The organism is Embleya scabrispora (genome assembly GCF_002024165.1).
GTDB classification, from domain to species: Bacteria; Actinomycetota; Actinomycetes; order Streptomycetales; family Streptomycetaceae; genus Embleya; species Embleya scabrispora_A.
Genome location: NZ_MWQN01000001.1, coordinates 6,668,011 through 6,694,730, shown reverse-complemented (window position 1 = coordinate 6,694,730; position 26,720 = coordinate 6,668,011). Strand labels below are relative to the sequence as shown.

Annotated in this window: 27 protein-coding genes and 1 pseudogene; 20 read left to right on the top strand and 8 right to left on the bottom strand. The window is 71.5% G+C overall.

Annotated elements, in window-relative coordinates; genetic code table 11:
* Window positions 1–799 precede the first annotated feature (799 nt).
* From B4N89_RS29435 to B4N89_RS29425, 3 genes are all read right to left on the bottom strand, one after another.
* Window positions 800–2,833: a hypothetical protein gene (locus B4N89_RS29435; protein WP_078978793.1), complete on the bottom strand. Its 2,034-nt coding sequence runs from the start codon at window positions 2,831–2,833 to the stop codon at window positions 800–802.
* Window positions 2,834–3,035: 202 nt separating this feature from the next.
* A complete protein-coding gene (locus tag B4N89_RS29430; RefSeq protein WP_414646399.1) occupies window positions 3,036–3,695 on the bottom strand; it encodes a response regulator transcription factor in 660 nt (219 codons plus the stop codon).
* Entirely contained in the window at window positions 3,683–4,948 is a 1,266-nt protein-coding gene (locus tag B4N89_RS29425) for a sensor histidine kinase (protein ID WP_235618844.1), read from the bottom strand. Before B4N89_RS29425 ends, B4N89_RS29430 begins: the two co-directional genes overlap by 13 nt.
* 206 nt (window positions 4,949–5,154) lie before the next feature.
* Here B4N89_RS29425 and B4N89_RS29420 point away from each other — a divergent pair, with 206 nt between their 5' ends.
* From B4N89_RS29420 to B4N89_RS29405, 4 genes are all read left to right on the top strand, one after another.
* Window positions 5,155–5,877 (top strand): ABC transporter ATP-binding protein, encoded by a 723-nt coding sequence (locus B4N89_RS29420; protein ID WP_078978792.1) that lies wholly within the window; start codon window positions 5,155–5,157, stop codon window positions 5,875–5,877.
* Window positions 5,877–6,695: an ABC transporter permease gene (locus tag B4N89_RS29415; RefSeq protein ID WP_078978791.1), complete on the top strand. Its 819-nt coding sequence runs from the start codon at window positions 5,877–5,879 to the stop codon at window positions 6,693–6,695. Before B4N89_RS29420 ends, B4N89_RS29415 begins: the two co-directional genes overlap by 1 nt.
* Window positions 6,696–6,797: 102 nt before the next feature.
* Window positions 6,798–8,174 carry an FtsW/RodA/SpoVE family cell cycle protein gene (locus tag B4N89_RS29410; RefSeq protein ID WP_078978790.1) on the top strand — a complete coding sequence of 459 codons (1,377 nt, stop codon included), beginning with the start codon at window positions 6,798–6,800 and terminating at the stop codon, window positions 8,172–8,174.
* Window positions 8,171–9,640, top strand: coding sequence for a peptidoglycan D,D-transpeptidase FtsI family protein (locus B4N89_RS29405; RefSeq protein ID WP_078978789.1), 1,470 nt, complete (start codon window positions 8,171–8,173; stop codon window positions 9,638–9,640). The genes B4N89_RS29410 and B4N89_RS29405 overlap by 4 nt, the downstream gene beginning before the upstream one ends.
* Before the next feature lie 44 nt (window positions 9,641–9,684).
* Here the strand turns inward: B4N89_RS29405 and B4N89_RS29400 are convergent, their stop codons facing one another.
* Window positions 9,685–10,293, bottom strand: a complete 609-nt coding sequence (locus B4N89_RS29400) for a TetR/AcrR family transcriptional regulator (protein ID WP_078978788.1) — start codon at window positions 10,291–10,293, stop codon at window positions 9,685–9,687.
* Between the two features lie 138 nt (window positions 10,294–10,431).
* On the opposite strand from B4N89_RS29400, the gene hpnH reads away from it, so the two are divergent.
* The gene (gene hpnH / locus B4N89_RS29395; protein ID WP_078978787.1) at window positions 10,432–11,436 is read left to right on the top strand and encodes an adenosyl-hopene transferase HpnH; all 1,005 of its coding nucleotides are present in this window, start codon (window positions 10,432–10,434) and stop codon (window positions 11,434–11,436) included.
* Window positions 11,437–11,520: 84 nt separating this feature from the next.
* Here hpnH and B4N89_RS29390 read toward each other — a convergent pair whose 3' ends face one another.
* Together B4N89_RS29390 and B4N89_RS29385 are read right to left on the bottom strand one after the other, a co-directional pair.
* Window positions 11,521–11,853 (bottom strand): hypothetical protein, encoded by a 333-nt coding sequence (locus B4N89_RS29390; RefSeq protein WP_143658124.1) that lies wholly within the window; start codon window positions 11,851–11,853, stop codon window positions 11,521–11,523.
* 183 nt (window positions 11,854–12,036) lie between these two features.
* Window positions 12,037–12,249, bottom strand: coding sequence for a hypothetical protein (locus B4N89_RS29385; protein WP_078978785.1), 213 nt, complete (start codon window positions 12,247–12,249; stop codon window positions 12,037–12,039).
* A 167-nt stretch (window positions 12,250–12,416) separates the two neighbouring features.
* Here B4N89_RS29385 and B4N89_RS53420 point away from each other — a divergent pair.
* From B4N89_RS53420 to B4N89_RS29350, 7 genes and pseudogenes are all read left to right on the top strand, one after another.
* Window positions 12,417–13,746, top strand: a pseudogene (locus B4N89_RS53420) (transcriptional regulator).
* Between the two features lie 32 nt (window positions 13,747–13,778).
* The gene (locus tag B4N89_RS29375; protein ID WP_078978784.1) at window positions 13,779–14,315 is read left to right on the top strand and encodes an NUDIX hydrolase; all 537 of its coding nucleotides are present in this window, start codon (window positions 13,779–13,781) and stop codon (window positions 14,313–14,315) included.
* Between the two features lie 101 nt (window positions 14,316–14,416).
* Complete coding sequence (locus B4N89_RS29370; protein WP_078978783.1) at window positions 14,417–14,689, top strand: hypothetical protein; 273 nt, start codon at window positions 14,417–14,419, stop codon at window positions 14,687–14,689.
* Window positions 14,686–14,934: a hypothetical protein gene (locus B4N89_RS29365; RefSeq protein WP_235618843.1), complete on the top strand. Its 249-nt coding sequence runs from the start codon at window positions 14,686–14,688 to the stop codon at window positions 14,932–14,934. The genes B4N89_RS29370 and B4N89_RS29365 overlap by 4 nt, the downstream gene beginning before the upstream one ends.
* A gap of 422 nt (window positions 14,935–15,356) precedes the next feature.
* On the top strand, window positions 15,357–15,725 hold the full coding sequence (locus B4N89_RS29360; RefSeq protein ID WP_078978782.1) for a hypothetical protein: 369 nt from the start codon (window positions 15,357–15,359) through the stop codon (window positions 15,723–15,725).
* Between the two features lie 315 nt (window positions 15,726–16,040).
* Window positions 16,041–17,009, top strand: coding sequence for a DJ-1/PfpI family protein (locus B4N89_RS29355; RefSeq protein WP_078978781.1), 969 nt, complete (start codon window positions 16,041–16,043; stop codon window positions 17,007–17,009).
* Window positions 17,006–17,473 carry a GNAT family N-acetyltransferase gene (locus B4N89_RS29350; RefSeq protein WP_078978780.1) on the top strand — a complete coding sequence of 156 codons (468 nt, stop codon included), beginning with the start codon at window positions 17,006–17,008 and terminating at the stop codon, window positions 17,471–17,473. The genes B4N89_RS29355 and B4N89_RS29350 overlap by 4 nt, the downstream gene beginning before the upstream one ends.
* A gap of 60 nt (window positions 17,474–17,533) precedes the next feature.
* Here the strand turns inward: B4N89_RS29350 and B4N89_RS29345 are convergent, their stop codons facing one another.
* Together B4N89_RS29345 and B4N89_RS29340 are read right to left on the bottom strand one after the other, a co-directional pair.
* A complete protein-coding gene (locus B4N89_RS29345; RefSeq protein WP_078978779.1) occupies window positions 17,534–17,788 on the bottom strand; it encodes a hypothetical protein in 255 nt (84 codons plus the stop codon).
* A 49-nt stretch (window positions 17,789–17,837) separates the two neighbouring features.
* Window positions 17,838–19,079: an MFS transporter gene (locus B4N89_RS29340; protein ID WP_078978778.1), complete on the bottom strand. Its 1,242-nt coding sequence runs from the start codon at window positions 19,077–19,079 to the stop codon at window positions 17,838–17,840.
* Window positions 19,080–19,325: 246 nt separating this feature from the next.
* Between B4N89_RS29340 and B4N89_RS29335 the strand changes: the two genes are divergently transcribed.
* The 8 genes from B4N89_RS29335 to B4N89_RS29300 all read left to right on the top strand — a co-directional run bounded on the left by B4N89_RS29335 (window position 19,326) and on the right by B4N89_RS29300 (window position 26,698).
* Window positions 19,326–20,099, top strand: coding sequence for an acyl-CoA thioesterase (locus tag B4N89_RS29335; protein WP_161500854.1), 774 nt, complete (start codon window positions 19,326–19,328; stop codon window positions 20,097–20,099).
* Window positions 20,100–20,141: 42 nt separating this feature from the next.
* Window positions 20,142–20,528 (top strand): VOC family protein, encoded by a 387-nt coding sequence (locus tag B4N89_RS29330; RefSeq protein WP_078978776.1) that lies wholly within the window; start codon window positions 20,142–20,144, stop codon window positions 20,526–20,528.
* 168 nt (window positions 20,529–20,696) lie between these two features.
* The gene (locus B4N89_RS29325) at window positions 20,697–21,476 is read left to right on the top strand and encodes an enoyl-CoA hydratase/isomerase family protein (protein ID WP_078978775.1); all 780 of its coding nucleotides are present in this window, start codon (window positions 20,697–20,699) and stop codon (window positions 21,474–21,476) included.
* Between the two features lie 3 nt (window positions 21,477–21,479).
* A complete protein-coding gene (locus B4N89_RS29320; protein WP_235618842.1) occupies window positions 21,480–22,412 on the top strand; it encodes an SDR family oxidoreductase in 933 nt (310 codons plus the stop codon).
* Window positions 22,413–22,647: 235 nt separating this feature from the next.
* The gene (locus B4N89_RS29315) at window positions 22,648–23,778 is read left to right on the top strand and encodes a magnesium and cobalt transport protein CorA (RefSeq protein WP_078978774.1); all 1,131 of its coding nucleotides are present in this window, start codon (window positions 22,648–22,650) and stop codon (window positions 23,776–23,778) included.
* A gap of 120 nt (window positions 23,779–23,898) precedes the next feature.
* Entirely contained in the window at window positions 23,899–24,639 is a 741-nt protein-coding gene (locus B4N89_RS29310) for an alpha/beta fold hydrolase (RefSeq protein WP_078978773.1), read from the top strand.
* Window positions 24,640–24,767: 128 nt separating this feature from the next.
* On the top strand, window positions 24,768–26,084 hold the full coding sequence (locus B4N89_RS29305) for a sensor histidine kinase (protein WP_078978772.1): 1,317 nt from the start codon (window positions 24,768–24,770) through the stop codon (window positions 26,082–26,084).
* Window positions 26,048–26,698, top strand: a complete 651-nt coding sequence (locus B4N89_RS29300) for a response regulator transcription factor (protein ID WP_078978771.1) — start codon at window positions 26,048–26,050, stop codon at window positions 26,696–26,698. Before B4N89_RS29305 ends, B4N89_RS29300 begins: the two co-directional genes overlap by 37 nt.
* Window positions 26,699–26,720: the final 22 nt, after the last annotated feature.

The window sequence follows — 26,720 nt, the reverse complement described above, 5'->3', positions numbered from 1 at the left end:
ACCGCGCGGCACGAGACCAGGCGACGCAACACCGCGCGGCACGAGACCAGGCGACGCAACACCGGCGACGCGATACCGGGCGGCACGGCGCCGCACGACGCGATACCGGGCGGCACGGCGCCGCACGACGCGAAACCTGGCAGCACGGTGCCGGGCGACGCGATACCCGGCAGCGCCATACGTCGCGGCGCGGTGCTGGGCGGCGCGTACCGGACAACGCGATGCAACGCGGTGCCGCACGACGCGATGCCCGAGGGCGACACCGTGCGGCACGAGACCGGGCGACGCAACACCTCGCGACGCGAGACCGGGCGACGCGACACCGCGCGGCGCGAAACCGGGCGGCACGGCGCCGCACGACGCGAAACCGGGCGGCGCAACACCTCGCGGCACGAAACCCGACGACGCGAAACCGGGCGGCACGATGCCGCACGACGCGAAACCTGGCAACACAGTGCCGGGCGACGCGATACCCGGCAGCGCCATACCTCGCGGCGCAAAACCGGGCGACGCGATACCGGGCAACGCGGTGCCGCACGGCGCGAAACCGGCAGCACCGCGCCGGGCGACGCGAAACCGGGCAGCGCCATACCTCGCGGCGCGAAACCGGGCGGCGCGAGGCCGCCAGGGTCCGCCGGACAGGGCCTGGGCCGAGCGCGCGACTGTGGCGTCCTCCTCGGTGGCGGCCCACGGCCACACCGCACCGCGCCCGCTCGGCACTCGGCCGCCGCCGCGCGGCCCTTGTGCGCGGCGGCCCGGCAGCGACCGGCGGTTGGGTGTCGGGGGTGCCGCCTTCCGGTCAGGTGAGGGGTTTGATGGTGCTGCCGGACTTGAGGGTGGCCACCAACTGGGGGCGGGCCGTGGTGTTCGGGGTGGTGCCGGGGGACTTGAGGATCAGTTGGCGGGCGTCCGCCGAGCCGGTCACGGGGGCGGAGGTGGTCAGCCTGACCACGTCCCGGCTACCGGCCGCGACCAGATACCAGGCGCCGGATCGGGCGCGCCACCACGTGGCGGTGACGATGTCGTTGGCCGAACGGCTGCACGCGGGCGAATCGGCCAGCCGCTCGACGGTCTGCGCCCCGGTCGCGTTGGCCCCGGGCGGCAGGAACTGGACCACGACGTCACCGCCACCCCGGCGGTCGAACGCGTGCACGCACGACCACATGCCCTCCCCGGCCGCCTCCGGCAGGTCGAAGTGCGCGAACTCCCAGTTGTCCACCAGTCGCAGCCCCCGACCGCGCAGCGTCTCCAGCACACAGGCCGTGCGCGACCAGACGGTCAGCGCGCGCTCGGTCGAGGCCGCCTCCGCCGGCCGGCCGGTGTGCGCGAACTCCGGCGGCGGCATGTAGGTGAGGTGGGTCGCGGACACCTCGCCCAGGTCCGCGAGCAGGTACGGGTGACCGTCGGCGGCGCGCCTGGACACCAGTTCGAGCACCGGTACCGTCGCGCAGCCCTTGGCCACCGTGCCCGGATCCGGCATCGGCGCGGTCGTTCCGTCGGTGACCGGCAGCGGCCTGCTCTTGTCGTCGGGCCGGCGCAGATCCCGCGTCGCCGCCTCGTCCACCCACGGCGCGAGCAACATCCGCACACCCGCCACGCCCCGGTGCAGCACCACGGCCGAGGCGGAGCGGGCGTCCGAGTCGTCGGCCGCGGCCACGTCGAGACGGCGGCCGCCCTGCTCCTCGGTGTAGCGGGCCAGGCGCGTGCCGTCGGTGAGCAGGACCACCGCGGCCCCCGCGACGTCGCCCGCGTACAGCAGGCGCGGCAGGCCGACCGGTGGGCCGGCGGCGGCGCCCGGGCCGAGCGCGACGGTGGTGCCGGGCTCGGGCTCGACCCAGGCCCGGACCGCGCGCCGGGTCAGCGCCTGGTCGCCGGCCCGCGCCCCCCGGGTGGACCAGACGTCGAAGTCCAGCCGGGTGGTGGTGGTCCAGGCGTCGGCCGGGACCACCCGGGGCGGCTCGACCACGGCCCGGGCGGCGGGTGCGGCGGGGGCGCCGGACTCGGTCGCGTCGCCGGCATAGGGGACGAGGGCGGCCAGCACCGCCGCGACCGCGACCGCCACCAGCGCGGTACGCCTGCGGCGCCGTCGGCGCAGCAGGTCCGACGGGGTGGCCCGGAGCGTGCACGGGTCGAAGTGGGCGGCGTGCAGCAGTCGGCCCGCCGCCGATCCGGGCCCGTCGGCGAGCCCCACCGGGTCGGCCGCGAGCGCGTCGGCCTCGGCCTCGGCGCTCGCGATGTCCTCGACGCCGGCGATCAGCAGCAGTTCGGCCACCCCGACCGGATCGAGGCGTTCGAGCACTCGCAACACGTAGGCGGCCCGCCCCGGCCCGGACAGTCGGCCCAGCGCCTGCTCGATCGCCGGCTCGTCGACGCCGCCGGTCGGCGGGAACAGGCGCAGCCCCCAGACCTGCGGCAACACCGCCGGTCGGGTCGCCCACCGCCCGGTGGACCGACATCGCAGCAGCGCGCCGCGCACGATCCGCAGCCGGACGAGTTCCGCGTCGTCCATGCCCGCCGCGCCCGGTCGACGCCCCAGGTCGCGCCGGCGACCGGGCAACGCGCCCTGGACCAGGGCGTGGGCCGTGAGCACCCGGCGATGCCGCTCCAGGCCGGGCGGCAGGATCAGGTAGGCGAGCCGTACCAGTTCGGGGTATCGGCCGACCACCAAGGCCTCGGTACGGCGCACCGCGCGCCCGTCGAGCCGCCGTCGACACAGGTCGGCCAGGCCCGCTCGGGCTCGTCGCGCCCGGCCCCCGATGCCCGGGTCGCTCCCGAGGTCCCGGACGGGCTCGGCCGCCGGTTCGGACGCGCTCTCGTGACCGCCGCTTGGCATGTGATGGGTCCCCTCTCGCCGCGCCGTGGTCGGCACCCGCGACTGGGTGCGGGGCCGTGCGCACGATGGCCAACGAGCGCCGTCCGAAGGGGTCACACATGGTACGAAAATCTCTCTTGTGTAACGCGATCGATCGGCTCGCCCGCCTCCCGCGCGGCGATCGGCAACTGCCCGACCCGTCGCCCGCCGGCGCCTCCCGGGGTCAGCCCGGCGCGACGAATCCCGACTCGTAGGCCGCGATCACCGCCTGGGTGCGGTCACGCGCGCTCAACTTGGCCAGCAGCGCGCTCACATGGCTCTTGACCGTCTCGGTGCCCAGGTACAACTCCGCCGCGATCTCGGCGTTGTTCAATCCGCGCGCCATCGCCCGCAACACGTCGGCCTCACGATCGGTCAGCTTGGCCCGGGCCACCGCGTCGCTGCGCGCGGTCTTCCCGAAACGCTCGGCCAGCGCGCGCAGCTTCGCCGGGAACAGCAGCGAATCCCCCGTCGCCAGCGTCCGCACCGCGTCGGTGATCTCCGCCGGTCGGGCCCGCTTGAGCAGGAAGCCGTGCGCGCCGACCCGAAGCGCCTCGTAGACGTATTCGTCGTTCTCGAACGTGGTGACGATCAGGATTTTGGGCGGCTGATCGAGGTGCGCGAGGAGGTCGCGGGTGGCCTGGATGCCGTCCACCCGGGGCATCCGTACGTCCATCGCGACCACGTCCGGGCGCAGCGACCGGACCAGCGCGAGCACCCCCGCGCCGTCGTCCGCCTCGCCCACCACCTCGAAGTCGGGCTGCGCGTCCAAAACGGCCCGCAGGCCGGCCCGCACCAATTCGTTGTCGTCCACCAGCAGGATCCGGATCGTCACGACGCCCACCGTAGGGGCAGCCGGGCATGCACCCGCCAGTAGCCGTCGTGCGGCCCCGCGGTGGCCTCGCCGCCGAGCAGCGCGGCCCGCTCCCGTATGCCCCGCAGCCCGCTGCCGCTGCCCCCGCCGGTCCCCCTCCGCCCCGCCTCCGCCGAGGATGTGTCGTTGCGCACGGTCAGCTCGACCTCGTGGTCGTGCACCGCGACGGTGACCTCGACCGGCACCGGACCCGCGTGCCGCAGCACGTTGGTCAGCGATTCCTGCACGATCCGGTAGCCCTCGCGCGAGATCACCGCCGGCACCGCGTCGAGCGAGCCCAGCACGCGCACCTCGACCGAGGCACCCGCGCCACGCGTGGTGTCGGCGAGCACCTTCAGCTCGGCCAGCCCCGGTCGGGGCGCGGCCGGCTCCGGCGCGTCGCGCAACAGCAGCAGCATGCGCTCCAGGTCCTCCAGGGCCTGCCGCCCGGTCACCTCGATCGCGTCCAGTGCGCGGTCGGCGAAGGCCGGGTCGGTGTCGAGCAGTTGCCGTGCCGCGCCCGCCTGGAGCACGGTCACCGACAGCGCGTGGCCGATCGAGTCGTGCAACTCGCGCGCGAGCCGGTTGTGTTCGAGCAGTTGCTCGGTGCGCCGTTCCAGGGCGGCCAGCTTCTCGCTCGCGGACGGCCCGAGCAGCCGCTTGGCCAGCACGGTGAGCAGCAGACCCGCGCCGACCAGGTAGGACAACGCCGCGAGGATGACGGCCAGGCCCAGCGGGACCAGCCACCAGTGCGCGGCGCCGCCCGGGAAGCTCGCCCCGTCGAACACCAGACCGTCATCGGTGGCGGGCGACCCGATCATCGCCACGGCGGTGAAGATCGCGGACGCCGCCGGCGCGAGCCCGAGCCAGCCCAGTTCGACCCGCAACACCAGCCACAGTGCCGTGCGCCAGCGGTCGGGCCAGGTCTGCGATCGGGTGACCGCGATGTCGCTCTCGTCGCCGGGGCGCAGCAGCAGCCGGGCCTGGAAGCCCTCGAACCGGCGCGCCTCGGCGATCAGCCCGAACGCGGTCAGGATCGGGACGGGCACGGCCAGCAGCGCGACGCGGTAGCCGAGCCCGCCGTCGCCCTCCAGGCCGGGATAGACCATGGCGATCGCGACGCCCAGGAGCAGGCCGGTGAACAGGTGGAAGCCACGCGTGTAGGTGGCGGCCGTGACCAGGGGCCCGGCGAGGCGACGGAGCCGGGCGCGCGGCGAACTGCGGGACGAAACGATGCGGAACACCCCGCCATCCTGCATGGTCGCGCCGCCGGCGACCTCCCCCGCCCGGGGGAGACCGTCCCCACGGTTGGGGGATCCGGCCGGGGGTCCTCGGATCGCAGTCTTGAGGCACCGCAGCAACCGGGCGGCGACCACCGGGTGTCGACGAGGTCCTCGGGCCCGACACCCTCCGCATCGACTCGGCCGAACCGGCCCGGGGAGCAGCACAGATGATCCGCATCCGAAATCTGACGAAGCGCTACGGCGACGTCCTGGCCGTCGACGACCTCGACGTCGAGATCGCGCCCGGCACCGTGACCGGCTTCCTCGGCCCCAACGGCTCGGGCAAGTCGACCACCATGCGGATCGCCCTGGGCCTGGACCGCCCGACCTCGGGCGGGATCACCATCGACGACCGGGCCTACGGCGAACTGCCCGATCCACTGCGCCAGGTGGGCGCCCTGCTGGACGCGGGGGCGGTACACCGACGCCGGCGCGGCTACGACCACCTGTTGTTCCTGGCCCGGTCCAACCGCATACCGAGGTCGCGGGTCGAGGAGGTGTTGGCGCAGGTGGGGATGACCGACGCGGCCCACCGCCGCGCCGGCACCTACTCGCTGGGGATGCGCCAGCGCCTGGGCATCGCCGCCGCGCTGCTCGGCGACCCCGGCGTGCTGATCTTCGACGAGCCGGTCAACGGCCTGGATCCGGAGGGCATCCGGTGGATTCGCGAGCTGATCCGCTCGCTGGCCGCCGAGGGCCGCACGGTGTTCGTGTCCAGCCATCTGATGAGCGAGATGGCACTGACCGCCGACCACCTGGTGGTGATCGCCGGCGGGCGCCTGCTGGCCGACACCACGCTGACCGACTTCGTCGGCGACGGCCCGTCCCTGGAAGACGTCTATCTCCGGCTGACCGCCGGACACGAGCAATACGCGGGAGGTGGCCGGTGATGACCACGGCGATGCGAAAGACCACGACCACGCGGGAAACCGGGGCGACACGGGTGCCCAAAACCGGCTTCGCGGCGGCTCTGGAGGCCGAGTGGATCAAGCTCCGCTCGGTGCCGTCGACGCGCTGGCTGCCCCTGGCCACGGTGCTCTCGATCGCCGGGGTGAGCGCCCTGGTCGACGCGTTCGTCGCCGAGGGCCAACGCCGCGAGGACGGTGCCGAATACGACGCGTTCACCCTCGTGCACTACGGCGTCAACTTCGGCCAACTGGCCCTGGTGGCCTTCGCGGTGCTGGCGGTGGCCGGCGAATACGGCGCGGGCACCATCCGTGCCTCGCTGGCCGCGGTGCCCGACCGGCGGCTCTTCGTCGCCGCCAAGCTGATCGTGATCACCGCCGTGGCCCTGGTCACGGCGATCGTCTCGAGTCTGACCTGCACCCTGGCGGCCAGGTTGCTGCTGCCCGCCGGCGACATCTCGTTGACCGCCGCGGCCACCTGGCGTACGGCATTCGGTCAGGTGGTCTATCTGGTGCTGCTCGCGGTGATCTGCGCGGGTGTCACCTTCGTACTGCGCACGCCGATGGCGTCGATGGGCCTGCTGATCCCGCTGATCTTCCTCGGCACGGCCGCGCTCACCGCGATACCCGGGGTGCGCGAGGTGGCCAGGTTCCTGCCGGACAAGGCCGGGCAACGCGTCATGCGGCTGCGCGAGTTCAGCGCCTACGAGCTCGCCCCGTGGCCGGGCGTCGCGGTGATGGCGCTGTGGGCGATCGCCGCGGTGGTCGCGGCGGTGGCGGTGTTCCGCCGGCGCGACGTGTAAGCAACGCAACGCCGTAGCCATCACATCGCCGTCACCACCACGACGCCGTATGCACCGCGACACTCCGGTTACCCACGGTCACTTGTGGGAACTCCAGAGCGCATGTCCAGATGGCGGCGGCGCACGACGGCGGCAGGCGAGCCCCTGCCGCCGACGCGGCGCAACACTGAATTCCTGCTGCTCGTGTTCGCGGTCCTGGTCCCGGTCTTCGCCTACGCGAACGTCGGCCTGGCCCGACACGGCTCGATCCCCCCGGACACCGCCAAATACGGCCTGGGGCTGGGCCTGCTGGTCCTGATCGCGCACATCCTGGTCCGCTTCTTCGCGCCCTACGCCGATCCGGTACTGCTGCCGATCGCCGCCCTGCTGAACGGTCTGGGGTTGGTGCTGATCTACCGGCTCGACCTGGAGACGCCGAAGGCGCAGGCCGCGTCCTCGCAACTGATGTGGTCGGCCATCGGGGTGATCCTGTTCGCGGCCGTGATGATCGCCGTGCGCGATCATCGCTCTGTGGGCAAATACGCCTATCTTGCCGCCGCCGTCGCGCTGTTCCTGATGATCGTTCCCGTCTTCTTCCCCGCCATCAACGGCGCGAAGGTGTGGATCCGGGCGGGCGCGTTCTCGTTGCAGCCCGGCGAGTTCGCCAAGATCATCCTGGTCGTCTTCTTCGCGTCCTACCTTGCCCGCACTCGCGAGACGCTGATGATGATCGGGCACCGGTTCTGCGGTGTGAACCTGCCCCGCGGCCGCGACCTGGGACCGGTGCTCGCCGTGTGGTTGGCCTCGGTCGGCATCCTGGTCCTGGAACGGGATCTGGGCACGTCCTTCCTCTACTTCGGCGCGTTCGTGGTGATGCTCTACGTGGCCACCGCCCGGATCGGCTGGATCGTGGTCGGCCTGATCCTGATCAGCGTGGGCGCGTTCGTGGTCGGCTCCGCCGAACCCCACGTGCACAGCCGCGTCCAGAACTGGCTGGACCCGTTCGCGAGCATCCACGCGGGCCTGGGCCCGGGGCAACTCGCCCAGTCGCTGTTCTGTTTCGCCGCCGGCGGCCTGCTCGGCGCCGGGCTCGGCCTGGGCCACTCGATCCTGGTCGGGTTCGCCGCCAAGAGCGACTTCATCCTCGCCACCGTCGGCGAGGAGTTGGGACTCACCGGCATCGCCGCGCTGTTGGTGCTCTACGCGCTCCTGGTCGCCCGCGGCTTCCGGGCCGGGCTGACCGCGCCGGACACGTTCGGCTCGCTGCTGGCCTACGGGCTGTCCGCCGTGCTGGCGATCCAGGTGTTCGTGGTCGCCGGCGGGGTGACCGCACTGATCCCGCTGACCGGCATGACGATGCCGTTCCTCGCCCAGGGCGGCTCCTCCGTGGTCACCAACTGGGCCCTGATCGCCCTGCTGATGAAGATCAGCGACCGGGGCCGCCGCCCCCTCGCGCCGATCGAGGAACCCGTCCCGCTGCCCGAGGAGGTGCACGCGTGATCGTCACCGCCCGACGCGCCGCCGGATTCTGCCTGCTGCTGCTCCTCGCGCTGCTCGGCAACGCGACCTGGGTGCAGGCCTACAGGGCCGACACCTACGACCACATGAGCGGCAACCGCCGTCCGCAGATCGTCCGTTACCAACAACCGCGCGGCGACATCCTGGTGGCCGACGCGCCGATCACCGGATCGCCCCATACGGCCGAATCCTTCGACCTGGCCTACGGACGCAGCTACACCGACGGCCCGCTCTACGCCCCGGTCACCGGCTACGCATCCCAGCTCTACGGCACCTCCCTCTTGGAGGGCGTCGAGGACGACATCCTGGCGGGCACCGATCCGCGCCTGGGCGCCTGGCCGGTGATCACCGCCGTCACCCGCAGGCGCGCCGCCGCCGGCAACGTGGCCACCACCATCCTGCCCGCCGCCCAACAGGCCGCGTTCAACGGCCTCGCGAGCACCGGCAACAAGGGCGCGGTGGTCGCCCTCGACCCCACCACCGGCGCGATCCTGGCCCTGGTCAGCACGCCGTCCTACGATCCGGGCGCGGTGGCCGGCGCGAACAAGGGCGCCCGCGCCGCGTGGGCCGCGCTCGACGGCGACCCCGACCGGCCGATGCTCAACCGCGCGCTGCGCGAGACCTATCCGCCCGGGTCCACGTTCAAGGTGGTCACCGCCGCCGCCGCGCTCGCCTCCGGCACGGTCGCCGATCCCGACCAGCCGACCACCACCCCCGACCCCTATCCGCTGCCGGAGACCCACACCCTGCTCGGCAACGAGGCCGACGGTTGCCGCAACGCCTCGCTGCGCTACGCGCTCACCGTCTCCTGCAACACGGTCTTCGCCAAGCTCGGGGTGGACATGGGCGCCGAGGTGATGCGCCGCCAGGCCACCGCGTTCGGCTTCGACGATCCGAAGTTGCGCGTCCCGGTCGCGGTCACCCCCAGCGTGTTCCCCAAGAGCCCCGACCGACCGCAGACCGCGCTGTCCTCGATCGGCCAGTTCGACACCCGCGCCACCCCGCTCCAGATGGCGATGGTCGCCGCCGGCATCGCCAATGACGGCGAGGTGATGCGCCCGTACCTGGTCGAACGGCTCACCCGCCACGACGGCAGCACCGTGCGCGGCACCGAACGGCAGTCCCTGGCCCGCGCCGTCCCCGCGCCGGTGGCCCGCCGACTCCAGCGCATGATGCAGGACGTGGTCACCACCGGCACCGGCGGCAACGCCCGGATCGACGGCGCGATCGTCGGCGGCAAGACCGGCACCGCCCAGCACGGCGAGCACAACCGCGCCGTCCCCTACGCGTGGTTCATCGCGTACGCCAAGCCGAGCCCCGACGCGAAGCCCACCGTCGCCGTCGCGGTCGTCGTGGAGGACGGCGCGGCCGACCGCGCCGACATCACCGGCGGCGGCCTCGCCGCCCCGATCGCCAAGGCGGTCATGACCGCCACCCTGTCCCGCTGACCGCGCCGCGCCAGGTGCCCCGGCCGCGACGGACCCGCCCCCGCTCAGCTCTTCCGCAACCCCGCCAACACCCGATCGACGACCTCCCCCACCTCGCGCCGCGCCACCGCCGGATCGGCGGCGCGCGCGGTGTACAGGCTCGCCTCCGAGATCAACGAGGCCAGCAACCGGGCCAGCGGCGGCACCGGCAGCTCGTCGATCTCGCCGTTGTCCATCGCCTGCCGCAACCACGCCGCCAGCAACCCGTGCCCGTGCTCGTCCACCAGCGCGTCCCACGATCCGGGCCCCAGCACCGCCGGGCCGTCCACCAGCACGATCCGCTGGAAGTCCCCGGTCGTACACACATCCAGGAACGACTGGAATCCGTGTCGCAACTGATCCCAAGGTTCACTCGGATGGTCCTGGGCATGACTCATCTCGTGGGCCACGAGAGCCTGGGCCGCCTCGGCCGCGACGGTCTCCATCACGGCGCGGAACAGGTCGGCCTTGTCCTTGAAGTGGTGATAGAGCGCACCCCGGGTCACCCGGGCCTGCGCCACGATCTCCTCGGTACCGGTCTGGGCGTAGCCCCGGGTCGCGAACAGCTCGCGGGCGGCGGCCAGCAGGGCCGCACGGGTGTCTGCGACATGTTGTGCCCGACGCGTGACCGCCATACAACCCCCACGTGACGTACAGCCTGTATGTTGAAGATGTTGTCATCATCGGGCGCCCCCGGGCAACGACGCCACGCCGAGCACGGTTTCAGCGGACGCCGACGCCCCCGGGTACGGGGATAGAGAGGTGCGACGGTCATGGGCCTGCCGCTGAACCTGGCAGTGAAAATCGGCACGCATCTGGTCAAGCAGAAGATCAAGCGCGTGGACAAGTTCGCGATGATCGTGGAGGTCGAACCGCTTTTCGCGTGCAACCTCAAGTGCGGCGGATGCGGCAAGATCCAGCAGCCGCACGACGTGCTGCGCAAGCGCATGTCGGTGGAGCAGGCGGTGGCGGCGGTCGAGGAGTGCGGCGCCCCGATGGTCTCCCTGGCCGGCGGCGAACCCCTGATGCACAAGCAGATCGACCTGATCGTCGAGGAACTGCTCAAGCGCAAGAAGTTCGTGATCATCTGCACCAACGCGGTACTGCTGCCCAAGCACCTGCACAAGTTCAAGCCGAACAAGAACTTCGCGTGGATGGTGCACATCGACGGCCTGCGCGAGAAGCACGACCAGGCGGTGGCCAAGGACGGCGTCTTCGACGAGGCCGTGGCCGCGATCAGGATGGCCAAGGCGGCCGGATTCCAGGTCTACACGAACAGCACGTTCTTCAACACGGACTCCCCCGAGACCATCGTCGACGTGCTGGACTTCCTCAACGACGACCTCAAGGTCGACCGGATCCAGATCTCCCCCGGATACGCCTACGAGAAGGCGCCGGTGCAGAACCGCTTCCTCGGCGTCGAGCAGACCCGCGCGCTGTTCAAGTCGGCCTTCTCCGGCGGCAACCGCAAGAAGTGGCGACTCAACCACTCCGCGCTGTTCCTCGACTTCCTCGAAGGCAAGCGCGATTTCGAGTGCACGCCGTGGGCGATCCCGTCCTACTCGCTGCTCGGCTGGCAACAGCCGTGCTACCTGATGGGCGACGGCTACGTGCAGAGCTACAAGGAGCTGCTCACCGACACCGAGTGGGAGAACTACGGCCGGGGCAAGGACCCGCGCTGCGACAACTGCATGGCGCACTGCGGCTACGAGCCCACAGCCGTCCTGGCCACGATGGGCTCCCTCAAGGAAAGCCTGCGCGCGGTGGTCTCGGGCTGACCCCCCACCAACACCCGGCACCCCTCACCGGCAAGCGTGCGAGCCCGCAAAGGCCCAGTCGGAGGACTGCTCCCCGAAGGGGCGTCAGTCCCCATCGTCCATGGCGAGGATGGACGCGGTGAGCGGGTGGTTCGCGTCGAGCCTCTGCCCCATGACCTCGGCACGTCGGATGCGAACGCCACGGTCCTTACGCACCTCGTCCCGCAGGATGTCAACGCGCAGGTTCTGATCGACGCGAGCGAGGAGGACCGGCACACGGTCGCGGGCGGCGTTGGCGACGGCAATCCGCACCTCCGCCGCGGCGGCACGACAGCGGTCGCGAGGCGTGTGCACAGCCGATGTCGGGTCCGGACACGTCGCGTGCAGGCGCCGGTGCGCGGCAACGGCCGCAGAGAGACGCACGAACGTCTCGGTCACGATGACTCCGGCGATGGGTTGGGGGCTCGCGGTGCTGCATGAGGTGTCCCGCCCGGCCGCCGTCGGGGGGGGTTGGCTACGGCCGGTCGGCCCGCTGAAGCCGGCCCGGCGGCGCGGTGGGAGTCGCGGGCCGGGCCGGAGGCCGCGTGCGGTCCCGAGCCGCAGCGGCAGGAAGGCGGCTCGTCAGCCGCCCGAGTTCGAGAACCGGCCGGCAGGAGGGAGCCGGGACGTCTCCGCCGGCTCGACCTGCAACTGGTGTACGAGGAAGCGCGCTTGATCGCGGTCGAGGTCGTAGGCCTGGGCATCGCCCTCGTCACCGACGTCGAGCATGACCCGAATAGGGCGCCCCGGATCACCCGACGCGAGCACCTGGACCATGAGCGGCCTGTACGTCACCGAGATCTCCTCGCCTGGTCGACTGCTGTATGGACAGCCTCCCGTGTTCACCACCGACTGCGGGAGGTGTGAGAACCGGCCGCGCAAGTGCACGATTCACACGGGTGTGAACGCCGAGTCGTCAGGCTCGATGACCAGGGCTTGACAAGCCGTACCCCGGGGGACTCATGAGCCCGACGAACCACCTGCTCGCCGCCGCACTCGACGACGCCGGGATGTCCCGCGCCGGACTCGCGCAACGTGTCAACGACCTCGGCGCGGCATCAGGCCTCCGCCTTCGCTACGACCACACCTCCGTCGGTAGATGGCTGAAAGGGCAACGCCCGCGGGGCCGTTCGATCGAGCTGGTTTGCACTGTCCTGGGCGAGCGGCTCGGCCGCGAAATCACGCCCCAGGACATCGACCTCGACACCTCCGTGGACGGACCCACCGGCACGACCCTGCCGGTGTTCGTCGAGCGCGCGCCCGCGCTGTGGACGTCCGACCACCGCAATGCCCCCACCGCACAGGAGACCGCCGTCACCGGCATGGCCGCGATCGCCCCGGTCTGGGAGTGGGAGAACCCGCCCCACGACGCCGACGCCTCCCATCGCGGGACGGCCCGCGTCGGAGCCGAGGACCTGGAGATGCTGCGCGGCGCCCGTAGTCACTACGTGCCCATGTACCAGCAGGTCGGCGGCCCGGCCGCGGAGGATCCGGTTCCTTGCCGAGCAGGTAACCCCGGCCATGCGCGGCAGCTACCCCGACCGCGTCGGCCGCGAGCTGTTCCGGGCGGCAGGCGGCTTGGTGGCCGTCGCGGGTATCTGCTCCTACGACTCCGACCAACAGGGCCTCGCGCAGAGGTATTTCCACCAGGCGTTGCGCATGGCCAAAGCCAGCGGCGAATACGCGTTCGGCGGCTACGTCATCGCCCTGCTCGTCAACCAGGCCATCTACCTGCGTGACTACCGACAGGCCACCGCGTTCGCCGAAGCCGGGCTCCGCACAGCCGGCCCCCATATCTCCCCGGGCTTGGCCGCCGACCTGCACGCCATGCAGGCCAAGGCGTTCGCACGCATGCGACACTCCAGCGCCGCTCGCGACAGCCTCAACCGCGCCGAGCAGGCATACGGGAAGCTCCGACGCGCGGAGGAGCCGCCGGAGACCGGCTACGTCCAGCCTGGCCTGGTGGAAGCGCAGGGCGCCAAGACCCTGCTCAGCCTCGGCGATCATCGGCCTGCGCTGCGGTACGCCGAGGAGGCTGTCGACGCGCAGACCCATGCCCGCGGCAGGGTGCACCGCCTCGCCACCCTCACCTCCGTGGCGGTAGCCTGCCGCGACCTCGACCGGGCCTCGGTATCCGCAGCGGCCACCCTGGACGCCGCACAGGGAATGGAATCCCGGCGCCTCACGGACCGCCTCCACGGTATGCACCGCAAGCTCGCACCCCACACGGGCGTACCGGCGGTGCGCGAGGTCACCCAGAAGGTCAAGACTGTCCTGGCGATGCCCTACTGACGAGCAGCACCCCGCCCGCAAGGAGACCACGCATCAAGTGGATCAAGCACAGCGAGACCGACGTCTACGGCAACAAGTGGTTCACCATCCGACTCGCTGATGTCGAGCTGCCCGACGGGCGGCACCTCGACCACTACCTCATCCGGCAGAGGCCCGTCGCCCTCGCGACCATCGTCGACGACCAGGACCGTGTACTCCTGCTGTGGCGGCATCGCTTCATCACCGACACGTGGGGCTGGGAGCTTGCCGCCGGTGTCGTCGAGGAACAGGCGGGTGAGACGGTCGAGGACGCCGCGGCGCGGGAGATGCTGGAGGAGACCGGTTGGCGGCCGGGCCCGCTGCGGCACCTGCTCAGCGTCGAGCCCTCGAACGGCCTCTCGGACGCGGTCCACCACGTCTACTGGTCGGACAGCGGCGAGCACGTCGGCGAGCCCGAGGACGCGTTCGAGTCGTCCCGGGTCGAGTGGGTGCCACTGAAGGAAGTGCCGGACCTGGTCGCTCGCGGGGAGGTGCGCTCCGCGAACGCGGTAGCCGCGCTCCTGATGCTGCACCGGCTCCGAGGGCTCTGACGCAGATCCCCGCCCGGCGCGTGCTCCACCCGAGTGCGCCGGCTACCGATCACGCGGGCAACGATGCCACCCTCGGAACCCCGACACCCGAGGAGGCGTCCATGCCCAGAACCACCGTCGTCCGCGGCGAGCGCATCGAACTGCCGAACACACTCGCCGAGATCCGGGCCGCACTCCCCGAGGAACGGCGCGCGGAGTTCGACAAGGTCATCTACGAAACACCCCTCGACCAGCTCGAACGCCGGGCGCTCATCGACTGGGCCCTCCCGCCCGAAGCCCACGAGGACGACGACGAGGCGTCCCGCCGCATCAAGGCCGGTGACTTCGGCTTCGCCCAGTGGACCGACAGCGACGGAAACGCGGTCCCCCGATGAGCCGATACTACGTCCAGTACTCCGACGAGGCGGAAGACGGCCTCAAGCCCCTGTCCGCCGCGCGGATCCGCGCCTTCAAATCGACGGTCGACTCGACCATCGGCAACGATCCCTACGGGCACGGCTCCTCCCAGGTCGGCTCCGACCGCGACCGCCGGGACGCCACCATCGCCGGCGTCGTGATCCGTTACGACGTCAGCGGATCGGTCCTCGCCGTCTCCGTCACCCGCGCCATCGCCTGGTAGCAGGCCACCCGATCGCCGGCCGCGCCCACCGCCGCACTGTCGGACCCGGCGGGTGGCATCGCACGGACGCACAACGAGTGGGGTGCAGGCAGCGGATTCCTTCGGTGGCACCGGCCCGACCTGGGGCTTTATCAACGCCACGAGCACAACGCCGGCAAGGCAAAAGTCGCCCCGGGCAGAGGAATTGGGAGGCCCGTTCACCCCTCACCGGCGAACGGGCCACCACAACCTGATGAGGCGTGAGCGTAGCGGAAGCCGCGTTGACACGTGTCGCATGGGGGGCGCCCAAACCAAATCTTGACCCTTTTTCGTACGTGAACATTGGCGCGTCGGGTAGCTTCGTCCCGCCATCGGCCCACCACGGGGCCGGGGCGACACCGCGAGGCGCGTGTTCCGCGGGGTTCGAAATGGGGGCTTGTCAGATGGTTCAACGTTTTCTTCGGCGTCTCGCCGGTCCGATCCTGCTCGCCGTGTTCGCGGCGGTCCTGACCGCGGCGCCCGCACAGGCCGCGCCCGACCGGGCTCAGGTGCGTCAGGTCTCGTCCGCCTCGACGCAGACCTCGCTCGCCTCGACCGGGGTGTCGACCGGTGTGCACACGGTCGCGGACACCTCCGCTCGAACCGCCGCCCAGCCGGCCTCCGTCCCGCAGCTGCACCCGACCAAGAAGACCAAGAAAAAGAAGAAGGGCTTCTTCAAGAAGGCCGGGAAGTTCATCTTCGCGATCATCGGCATCATCGTGCTCGCGATCATCCTCTACTTCGTCTGGCGCGCCCTCAAGCGCCGCAGCTGATCGAGCGCGCGAAACACCACGCGCGCCCGGCCGGGTCCCCCCGTCCGGGCGCGCGTTTCGCATGTCCGGCCCCGCGCCGGACCGCATCAGTGGTGCCACGACCGGGTCTTGCCCCCGTCGCGCGTATCGGCCGACCGCCCCAGGGCGGACAGCACACCGAGAATCACCGTGATCACCAGGAAAATCGCCAGAACTGTCATACCCCGAGCATGCCATTTGCTTGCACATGCATCGAGTGGCCGGACTGCCTGATTACCGCAACATCCTGCCATCGACCCTCTGTCCCCGCGATCATCGCGCCGGCATCCTGGACGCATGCTGCGCAACGTGGTCGTGATCGTCCAGGACGGGGTCGCACCCTTCGAACTCGGGGTGCTGTGCGAGGTGTTCGGCATCGACCGAAGCGAGGAGGGCTGCCCGGTCTACGACTTCGCGGTCTGCGCGGCCACCCCCGGCCGGGTGCGCGCCAAGGCCGGCTACGACCTGTACGCCGAACACGGCCTCGACCGGGTCGCCGACGCCGACCTGATCGCCATCCCGGCCGGCGTCGAGCACGACGAACAGGTGGCCTCCGACCCGGTGCTCCTGGACACGCTGCGGGCGGCCGAGGCCCGGGGCGCGTGGATCATGAGCGTGTGCACCGGCGCGTTCACCCTGGCCCGGGCGGGCCTGCTCGACGGCCGCCGCTGCACCTCGCACTGGAAGTACACCGACCGCCTGGCCCGGCTGTTCCCCCGGGCCATCGTCGAGCCCGACGTGCTCTACGTCGAGGACCGCCGGGTGATCACCAGCGCCGGCACCGCCGCCGGGATCGACGCCTGCCTGCACCTGGTCCGCCTGGAGGACGGCAGCCGGGTCGCCAACGCGATCGCCCGCCGCATGGTCGTACCGCCGCACCGCGAGGGCGGCCAGGCGCAATACATCGCCCGCCCGCTGCCCGGGCCGACCGCCAGCCCGCTGCAGGCCACGCTCGCCTGGATGACGGAGCGCCTGGCCCGGGACCTGACCGTCGAGCGCATGGCCGAGCACGCGCTGATGTCCCCGCGCACCTTCGCCCGCCGATTCCAGCAGGAGACCGGCACCACGCCCTACGACTGGCTCATCGCGCAACGGGTGCTGCTCGCCCAGGAGTTGCTGGAGGAGACCGCACTGTCGATCGACGCGGTCGCGGAGCGCTCCGGTTTCGGCAGCGCGGCGACCCTGCGCCACCACTTCCTCCGCCGCCGCGGCACCACACCGCAGAACTATCGCCGGACCTTCTGCCCCGGGAGCGCCACCGCATGACCGCTCCGACGATCCGCAGCGCCCGCGCCGACGACTACGACGCCATCGTCGCGGTCGTCGACGACTGGTGGGGCCGGCCGATGACCGCCGCCCTGCCCCGCCTGTTCCTGGACCACTTCCACACCACGAGCCTGCTCGCCGAGGACGTCGACGGGCTCGGCGGCTTCCTGATCGGCCTGCTCTCGCCCGCGCGCGTCGACGAGGCGTACATCCACTTCGTCGGCATCCGCCCGGACCTGCGCCGATCGGGCCTGGCGGCCGCGTTGTACGAGCGCTTCCTCGCGCTCGCGCGGGCGGCCGGGCGGGTCCGGGTGCGGGCGATCACCGGGCCGGGCAACACCGGTTCGATCCGCTTCCACACGGCGATGGGCTTCACCGTGCACGGCCCGGTCACGGACCTGGACGGCCCCGGTCGGGACCGGATGCGGTTCGAGCGGAGTCTGGATGTCGGACCGGGCGCGTAGCCTTCGGGGTTCGACGGTCCGGTCCGGCACCCTCTTGCCCCTGTCCGGCCCGGACCGTCGTCAGGACAGCCGGGCCGCCGCCCGCAGCGCGCGCATGACCTTGAACCGGTTCGGCCCCAGCACCATCATCGGGTGCGCGTGCAGCGCGTGTATGGCGTTGCGTTCCGCACGCACCGCCGCCGACCACTGCCGGGTCAGTTCGGCGTCCAACCGCCCCGGGTTCTCGCGCGCGAAGGTGGTGACCACCTCGGCCGCGTGGTCGCGGTCCCGCTGAAGGGCAATCAGCTCCGCCGGGATTTCCGCCGCTTCATACATGCGGATCATCGTAGGTGGCGGAATGCCCGACACCTAGGACATGCGTACGTCACATATGCCGCGAATCCTCCGGCGCGGTCGCCGGCGTCGCCTCCTCCACCGGCCCCGCCTCCCCGCGTCCCGCCGCGCAGTACAGCGCGACCAGCACACCCAGCGCCGCGGCCCCGAGCAGGATGAGCCGATAGTCCACCACGATCAACAGACCCGCCACGCCGAGCACGGCGAACGCGGTGGGCGCGAACATGATCGTCCCGGCCGTCGCCGCGACCCGGCCCACCAGATGTGCCGGCGTCTCCCGCTGCAGCACGGTCATCGCCGCCACGTGCACCGCCGGCAACCCGAACCCGTTCAGCACACTGCCGGTCACCACCGCGGGCAGCCACGGCAGCGCCCGCAGCCCCACCGCGATGGCGAACAACACCAGGCCGAGCACCGCGAACCCCTTCGCGCCCAGCCGTCGGATCAGCGCGCCGGCCGCCAACCCCGCCGCCACCGAGCCCGCGCCCTGGGCCATGTACAGGACCCCGGCGAACTCGGGCGAGCGGCCGAGCCCCTCGTCGACCACGGCGTAGATCGCCCCGCCACTGATCCCCGACACCACCATCGCCAGCCCGCCGGCGACCACCAGGCGGCGCAGCGGACGGTTCGCCCACAGGTGGCGCACCCCTTCCGAGGTCTCCGCGACCCATCCGTTCGCCGTCCGTTCCCGCACGGGCTGTTCGAAGCGCATCAGCGTGAACACCCCTGCCGCGAGCACGAACGTGCCGGCGTCGAGCAGTGCGACGGTGTGTCCGCCCGACCACGCGAACAGGCCCGCGCCCGCGAGCGGGGCGATCAGTTTCATGCCCTCGGAGGCGCTGAGCCGCAGCCCGTTCAGATCGCCGAGGATGCCCGGCGCGACCGCCGCGGAAAGCGCGGTCGACTCCGCCGCGTCGATCAGCACGAAGCCGAAGCCGTAGCCGAGCATCACCGCGAACAGGATCCACACCTGCGCCTCGGACCGCACGGTGAGGGTGGCGGTGAGCAGTACGGCGAGCATCGTGTTGACCGCCACGAGCAGCCGTTTGGCCGGCCATCGGTCCGCGAACGCGCCGAGCAGCGGGCCGAGCAGGGTCGGCGCGAACACGCCGAGTGCCATCAGTGCGGCGATGCTGTCCGATCCGGTGAGCGACTTGGCCCAGACCCCCGCGACCAGGGTCATCGCGCTGCTGCCGAAACCGGAGATCACCACCCCGCTCAGGTACAGGCCCGCGTTGCGGTCCCGGAACACCGCTACCCCACTCCACGCCACGCCTTCACCACGCCCCTCGTCGTCGGTGTCGCGCCCGTCATTGCTCTACTTGCAGCCATGAGCAGCGCCGTCGACCGATTCGTCGCAGAAGTTGAGCCCACCAGACTCAGGCCCGAGGAGGTCGAGCGTAGTGGACCGGGGGCCATCGAAGTTGAGCCTTCCACACTCAATCCCGAGAAACTTGAGCCCAGTGGACTCAAGTTCGATCTTTTCGAGGGGAAAAGTCCCGATCCGGACGCCTTCCGAGTGTTCGGCGGTTGGCTCGTGGCCCAGGCGCTGGCCGCCGCCGGGGCCACGGTCGACGCGGACCGGGTACCGCATTCGCTGCACGCCTCGTTCCTGCGGCCGGCCGACGCGACGTTGCCGCTGACCTACCGGGTCACCCGGACCCTCCAGGGACGCACGCTCAGCCACCGCCGGGTCGACGTGCTCCAGGGCGACAGGATCGTCGTGCACCTGGTCGCGTCCTTCCGGGTGACCCGCCCCGAGAGCCCGTTCGACCACGCGCCGAGCGCTCCCGCGGCACCCGCCCCGGACACGCTGGCCACCCTGGGGCAACTCCTGGACACGCTGCGCGGTCCGCTGCGTCGACCGGGCCTGGTCCGGTACAACCCGATCGACATGCGCTTCGTCGACCCGCCGACGTGGGCGGACGAGACGTTCACCGCCCGCCCGCCGCACAACGCGCTGTGGTGCCGCACCGACGGCGAACTCCCGGACGACCCGCTGCTGCACGCGTGCGCCGTCGCCTACGCGACCGACCTGACCTTCCTCGACACGCTGGTGCTGCCGCACGCGGACACCCTGGCCGGGCGCTGGATGCCGCGGGCCAGCCTGGACCACACGATCCGCTTCCACCGCCCGTTCCGCGCCGACCGATGGTGGTTGTTCGACCAGGAGGGCACCACGCTGCACGGCACGCACGGCACCGTGCACGGCCGGCTGTTCGACGCGGCGGGAAGGCTGTTTGCGACGGTCGGTCAGGAGGCACTGTTCGGCGAGCCGGTCGATCACCGGTAGCCGGGCCGCCGACGGCCGGTGGCCCCAGCCGAGGGAGTTCGCATGTCGCAGGTCGCATTGCAGGTCGGCAAGGTCTCGCTCAACGTCAGCGACCAGGACGCGGCCAAACGTTTCTGGGTGGAGAAGATGGGCTTCGAGGAGGTGCTGGACACCCCCATGGGCGAGGCCGGCAGCCCGCGCTGGATCGAGGTCCGCGCTCCGGGCGACGGCATCACGCTGATCCTGTTCAGTCAGCGCTTCGACATGGAGAAGGTCGGCAGCCTGAACAACGTCCTGTTCACCTGCGACGACGTGCAGCGCACCTACGCCGAGCTGAGCGCGAGGGGCATCGACTTCCCGGACAAGCCCGCACAGCAGGAATGGGGGTGGTGGGCCACCTTCCGCGACAACGAGGGCAACTTCTACGGCCTGACCCAGCGCAACCCCTGACCGGGCCCCGCCGCCCACCCGGCGCGGCGCCGAACCGCACACGGCCGACCCCGCGACCGGCCACGGCCGGTCGCCCCGCGCGCGGCCGACTGTGATCTTGGCCGCTTGCGCGCCCCCCGGGCCCACGCCTCTCGATTCCTGTGCACCGTTGGGATATCCCAGGGTGTCATGGCGGACAAGCTGCTCCTCGACTACGACGGTCCGATCGCGACGATCACCAACAACAACCCGGACCGGCACAACGCGTTCGACGACGAGATGGACGCGCTGCTCTGGCGCATCCTCGGCGAACTGCGGCAACGCCCCGAGATCCGGGCGGTGATCTGGCGCGGGGAGGGCAAGTCCTTCTCCTCCGGCCGCGACGTGTCCTCGATCGGCGGTCACCGGGTCGAGGACACGCACCACGAGTTGATGACGCGCGGCCATCGCGGCATCCAGCAGCTGTTCGACCTGGACGCGCCGGTACTGGTCGCCTGCCGGGGCTGGTCGATCGGCGCGTCCTTCCAGCGTGCGCTGCTATGCGACATCCGGGTCGCCGCCGAGGGCGCCCGGTTCATGCTCCCCGAGACCACCCACGGGGTGATCCCGGACACCGGCGGGGTGGCCCGCCTGTTCCAGATCTGCGGCCACGGGGTCGCGGCCGACCTGGTGCTGACCGGGCGGCCGATGGACGCCGCCGAGGCGTACGCGCACGGCATCGTCTCGCGCGTGGTGCCCGCCGACGCGTTGGACGCCACCGTGCGCGAGATGGCCGAGCGCATCGCCGCCGCGCCGGCCGTGACGATCAAGACCGCCCGCCGAATGCTCGGCCGGCTCGCCGAACCCGCCGTACGCGCATCGATGGCGGACGAGTTGATCGCCCAGACGTTCGTCAACAAGTCGGACGACTACGCCGAGTTCCGCGCCGCGCGCGCCGAACGGCGGCCCGCCCACTACACGGGGAGCTGACCCATGACCGAGACGACCGGGACGAGCGGGACGAGCGAAACGAGCGGGGCGTCCGACGGCATCATCGGCCTGCCCGAACCACCCGCCCTCGGCGCGAGCGCGCTGCCCGCGGGCACCTACGCGGGCCGTACGGTCTTCGTCACCGGCGGCGGCACCGGCCTGGGCCGGGCGATCGCCCTCGAGTTCGCCCGCCTCGGCGCGAACCTGGTCGTCGCCAGTCGCAAGGAGGAACACCTGGCGGCGGCCCGCGAGACGCTGGCCGAGACCGGCGCGAAGGTCCGCACCGTGAGCTGCGACATCCGCGAGCCCGAGCAGATCACCGCCGCCTTCGACGCGGCGGTCGAGTCGTTCGGGCCGCCCGACGTGCTGATCAACAACGCCGCGGCCAACTTCCCCGTGCCCGCCGAGGAGATGTCGCCCAACGCCTGGCGCACGGTCGTGGACATCACCCTCAACGGCACCTACTTCTGCGCGCGCGAATTCGCCCGCCGACACCTGGCGGCGGGCACCCCCGGCTCGATCGTCAACATCGGCGCGTCCTACGCCTGGACCGGTGGCCCCGGCTTCGCGCACAGCGCGGCGGCCAAGGCGGGGGTGAAGAACATGGTCGAGACCCTGGCGGTGGAGTGGGGCCCGTACGGGATCCAGGTCAACGGCCTGGTCCCGGGCCTGTTCCCGCACGAGGACATGACCGCCGACATAAAGGGCAACCTCGCCGGCACCCACGACAAGGACCCGTGCCAACCCGCCATGCGCGTCGGCCGGCTGCGCGAACTCGGCTGGGCCGCGACGTTCCTGGCCTCGCCCTACGCCCGCTTCGTCTCCGGGCACACCCTGGTCGTGGACGGCGCCAACTGGCAGCGCCGCGGCCTGGTCAACCCGCCGGTGGTCACCGTGCGGCAGCAGATGGGCAAGGGACCGTTCGTCCTGCCGTAGCCCGACCCCGGCCGGATCGGGACGCCTCGATCCGCCCCGACCCGGCCGGGGTCGACCCGGGCCCCGATCCGGCGGACCTCGACGGGCCCGCGCCGGGCGATGCCCTGAATGGCATACATACGCGATATCTGCGCGGAAATATGGACAATACGAAGGTGGGCCGACCGCGCCCCCCGGCGCGATCGGCCCGATGTGGTGTCCGTGCTCGTCGCCGCCCAGTGTCCCGGAGCCCCGCATGTCCGATCGGCGTCTGCCCTTCCGCGCCCGCAGGCACGGCACGCCCGAACCGCCCGAACGCTCGATGGACCCCCGCGCGGCGGACACCCCCGAGCCCCCGCCCGTCGAGCGCAGCCTGATCGACACGGCGATCTACGTCGAGGGGGTACGAGTCGCCTCGCCGACCACCCTCGCCGACACCTACCGCGAACTGCACGCCCGCCCGGGCGCCATGGCCTGGATCGGCCTGTACCGCCCCACCGAAAGCCAACTCCTCTCCGCCGCCCAGGAGTTCGACCTGCACGCGCTGGCCGTCGAGGACGCGATCGTGGCCCACCAGCGCCCCAAGCTCGAACGCTACGGCGAGACCCTGTTCGTCGTCCTGCGGGCCGCCCGCTATCTCGACGACGTCGAGGAGGTCGACTTCGGCGAGTTGCACGTCTTCCTCGGCCGCAACTTCGTGGTCACCGTCCGGCACTCCGAGTCCCCCGACCTGTCCGCCGTGCGCCGCTGGGCGGAGGAGCGGCCCGAACTCCTGCGCCAGGGCCCGGAGGCGGTGCTCTACGCGATCCTGGACAGCGTCGTGGACGCCTACGCCCCGGTCGTCGGCGGGCTGCAGAACGACCTCGACGAGATCGAGGCGGAGGCCTTCCTCGGCGCCCCGAACGTCTCCCGGCGCATCTACGAACTCTCCCGTGAGGTGATCGAGTTCCAGCGCGCGACCCGCCCGCTGCTGCACATGCTCGCCGACCTGTCGACCGGCTTCGACAAGTACCACGTGGACGAGGAGCTGCGCCGCTACCTGCGCGACGTCCAGGACCACGCGACGATCGCGGTGGAGCGCGTGGTCGGCTTCCGACAACTGCTCGAAGGCATCATGCGGGTCAACGCGGTGGTGGTGACCCAGGCCCAGAACGAGGAGATGAAGCAGCTCACCGCGGCCAGCAACGCGCAGAACGAGGAGGTCAAGAAGATCTCCGCATGGGCGGCCATCCTCTTCGCGCCGACCCTGATCGGCACCGTGTACGGGATGAACTTCGACCACATGCCCGAACTGCACTGGGCGTACGGCTACCCGTACGCGATCGGCCTGATGCTCGTGGTCTGCGCCGTCCTCTACCTGGTCTTCAAGCGCCGGAACTGGCTCTGAGGCGCCGGGAACCGTCGACGCGTCCCGTTCCCGGCATCAAACCTGTCGCGATCTGTCAGGTACACCCGGAAGGATCTTGATCGCAGGACGAACACCGAACCACGATCGAGGAGCATCACCATGGCGAACATCGTTCTCGTGCCCGGCTACTGGCTCGGCGCGTGGGCCTGGGACCGGGTCGCCGAATCGCTGCGGGCCGCCGGCCACGAGGTCGTCGCGGTCACCCTGCCCGGCCTGGAGCCCGACCGCACCGACGGGACGGGCGTCGACCTGGCCGCGCAGTCCCGGGCCCTGATCGACGAGATCACCACGCGCGACCTCACCGACGTGGTCCTGGCCGCCCACTCCGGCGGCGCGTTCGCCGCGTACGAGGCGCTGGACCGGATCCCGGAGCGGATCGCCCGGATCGTCTACGTGGACGCCGGCCCGGTGGCCGCCGGCATCTCGCTCCTCGACCTCCAGGAGCCCGAGGAGCGGGCCCGGATCGAGGCGGAGGTCGCCGCCCGCGGCGACGGCCGCTACGTCTACCCCTGGGACCCGGCCGCCGACCCGGCGATGCTCGACGGACTGTCCGGCACCGACCTGGCCGAACTGCGCGCCCGTGCGATGCCCCAGCCGTACGCCGTGGCCGCGAGCGCGCAGCAGGTCGCCGACCCGGCCCGGCTGCGGGTGCCGGCCCACCTGATCACCTGCCTGTTCCCGGCCGAGCAGGTCGAGGCCATGATCGCCGCCGGGCACCCGTTCATGGCCGAGTTCGCCGCGGCCGAGCAGCGCACGGTGCACGGCCTGCCGACCGGTCACTGGCCGATGTTCTCGCGCCCGAAGGACCTCGCCGAATTGTTGTCGGACATCGCCGGCTGACCCCGGCTCCGGGGTGGGCCCAGGCCCACCCCGGTTCGGGGTGCCTCCCCCGTGACCTGCCCGGTCGGCGCCCGACACACTGATGGCAGAGAACATCGAAGGTCACAGCAGATCCACGGGAGGACCCCATGAGCACGCTCACGCCACACAGAGCCGACCCGCCGGCCACCCGGTGGCGGCTCGGCTGGGCGCTGCTGTGCGCCTGGCGCGGCTTCGCTCTGGTCTTCCTCTCGATCCCCGCCCTCGCGCTGTTCATCACCTGCGTGGTGTTCATGGCGCTGCTGCCGATAGGCGTCGGCCTGCTGTTCTTCTTCCCCCTGATGTTGCTGCTGCGCGCCACCGCCAACGTGACCCGAAGCGCCATGGCCTCCTGGGCGCACGTCCCGATCGGAACCCCCTACCGGCGACTGCCCGCGGGCGGCGGCGTGACCGGGCTGTGGGCACGCACCAAGCGCATGATCACCGAGGCGGCCACCTGGCGGGACCTGCTGTGGGCGCTGCTCTACCTGCCGTCGAGCCTGCTGATCGCGTGCTTCCCGATGTTGCTGATCGTCAACGGTCTGCACGGCGTGCTGATGCCGTTCCTGTGGGAGGTGGCCTACCGGCACGTCGACGACGCGCAGTGGTACACGTTCATCAAGGTGAACAGCGTGCAGCGGGCCGGCCTCGCGGTGCCGTGGGGCCTGGTCCAGGTGGCCGCCGGCCTCGCCCTCGCGCCCTGGTTCGCCCGGGTCAACGGACTGTGGAACCGGTCCCTGCTCGCCCCCACCAAGCAGGCCGAGTTGGCGCTGCGGGTCCAGCACCTGACCGAGAGTCGGACCGACGCGGTGGACGCCTCGGCGGCCGAGCTGCGTCGGATCGAGCGTGACCTGCACGACGGCGCACAGGCCCGCCTGGTCGCGATGGGGATGAACCTGGGCGCCGCCGAGGCGCTGATGAAGACCGACCCCGACGCGGCCCGCGTGTTGCTCGCCGAGACCCGCGAGGCGTCCGCGAAGGCACTGCACGAACTGCGCGACCTGGTCCGGGGCATCCACCCGCCGGTGTTGTCCGACCGGGGCCTGGCCGACGCGGTGCGCGCGGTGGCCCTGGAGAGTCCGCTCGACGTCAACGTCAACGTCTCGCTGCCGGGCCGGCCCGAACTCCCGCTGGAGTCCGCCGCCTACTTCGCGGTCACCGAGGTGCTGACCAACGCGGCCAAACACTCCGGCGGCCGGCACGTGGAGATCGATCTCACGTACACGGACGGCACGTTGCGGATCACGGTCACCGACGACGGCGAAGGCGGCGCCGATCTGATGAAGGGCACGGGACTGCGCGGCATCCAGCGCCGACTCGATACATTCGACGGGACGCTCGCCCTGCACTCCCCGGTGGGCGGCCCGACGACTGTGATCATGGAGCTGCCGTGCGACTTGTCCTCGCGGAAGACCTCGCCCTTTTGAGGGACGGGTTGGTCCGCCTGCTCCAGGCGCACGGCTTCGAGATCGTGGCGGCCGTGGACAACGGGCCCGAACTGCTCCGGGCCCTGGTGCAGCACAGGCCCGACGTCGCGGTGGTCGACGTCCGGCTCCCGCCGACCTTCACCGACGAGGGCCTCCAGGCCGCCCTGGAGGCCCGTCGCCAGGTCCCGGGCCTGCCGATCCTGGTGTTGTCGCAGTACGTCGAACAGCTCTACGCCCGCGAGTTGCTCGCGGACGGCACCGGCGCGGTGGGATATCTGCTCAAGGACCGCGTGTTCAACACCGACGAGTTCGTGGACGCGGTCCGCCGGGTCGCGTCGGGAGGCACCGCGATGGACCCCGAAGTGATCTCGAAGCTGCTCGCCCGCAACGTGCGGGACAAACCGCTGGCCCAGCTGACGCCGCGCGAGCGCGAAGTCCTGGAGCTGATGGCGGAGGGATGCTCCAACGCGGCCATCGCGGGCCGCCTGTTCGTCTCGGAGGGCGCGGTGAGCAAGCACACCACGAACATCTTCGCCAAGCTGTCGATCGACACATCGGACGAAACGAACCGTCGTGTCCTGGCGGTTCTGGCCTACCTCAACGGAACCAACTAGGCGAACCGCCACCGACCGCGGA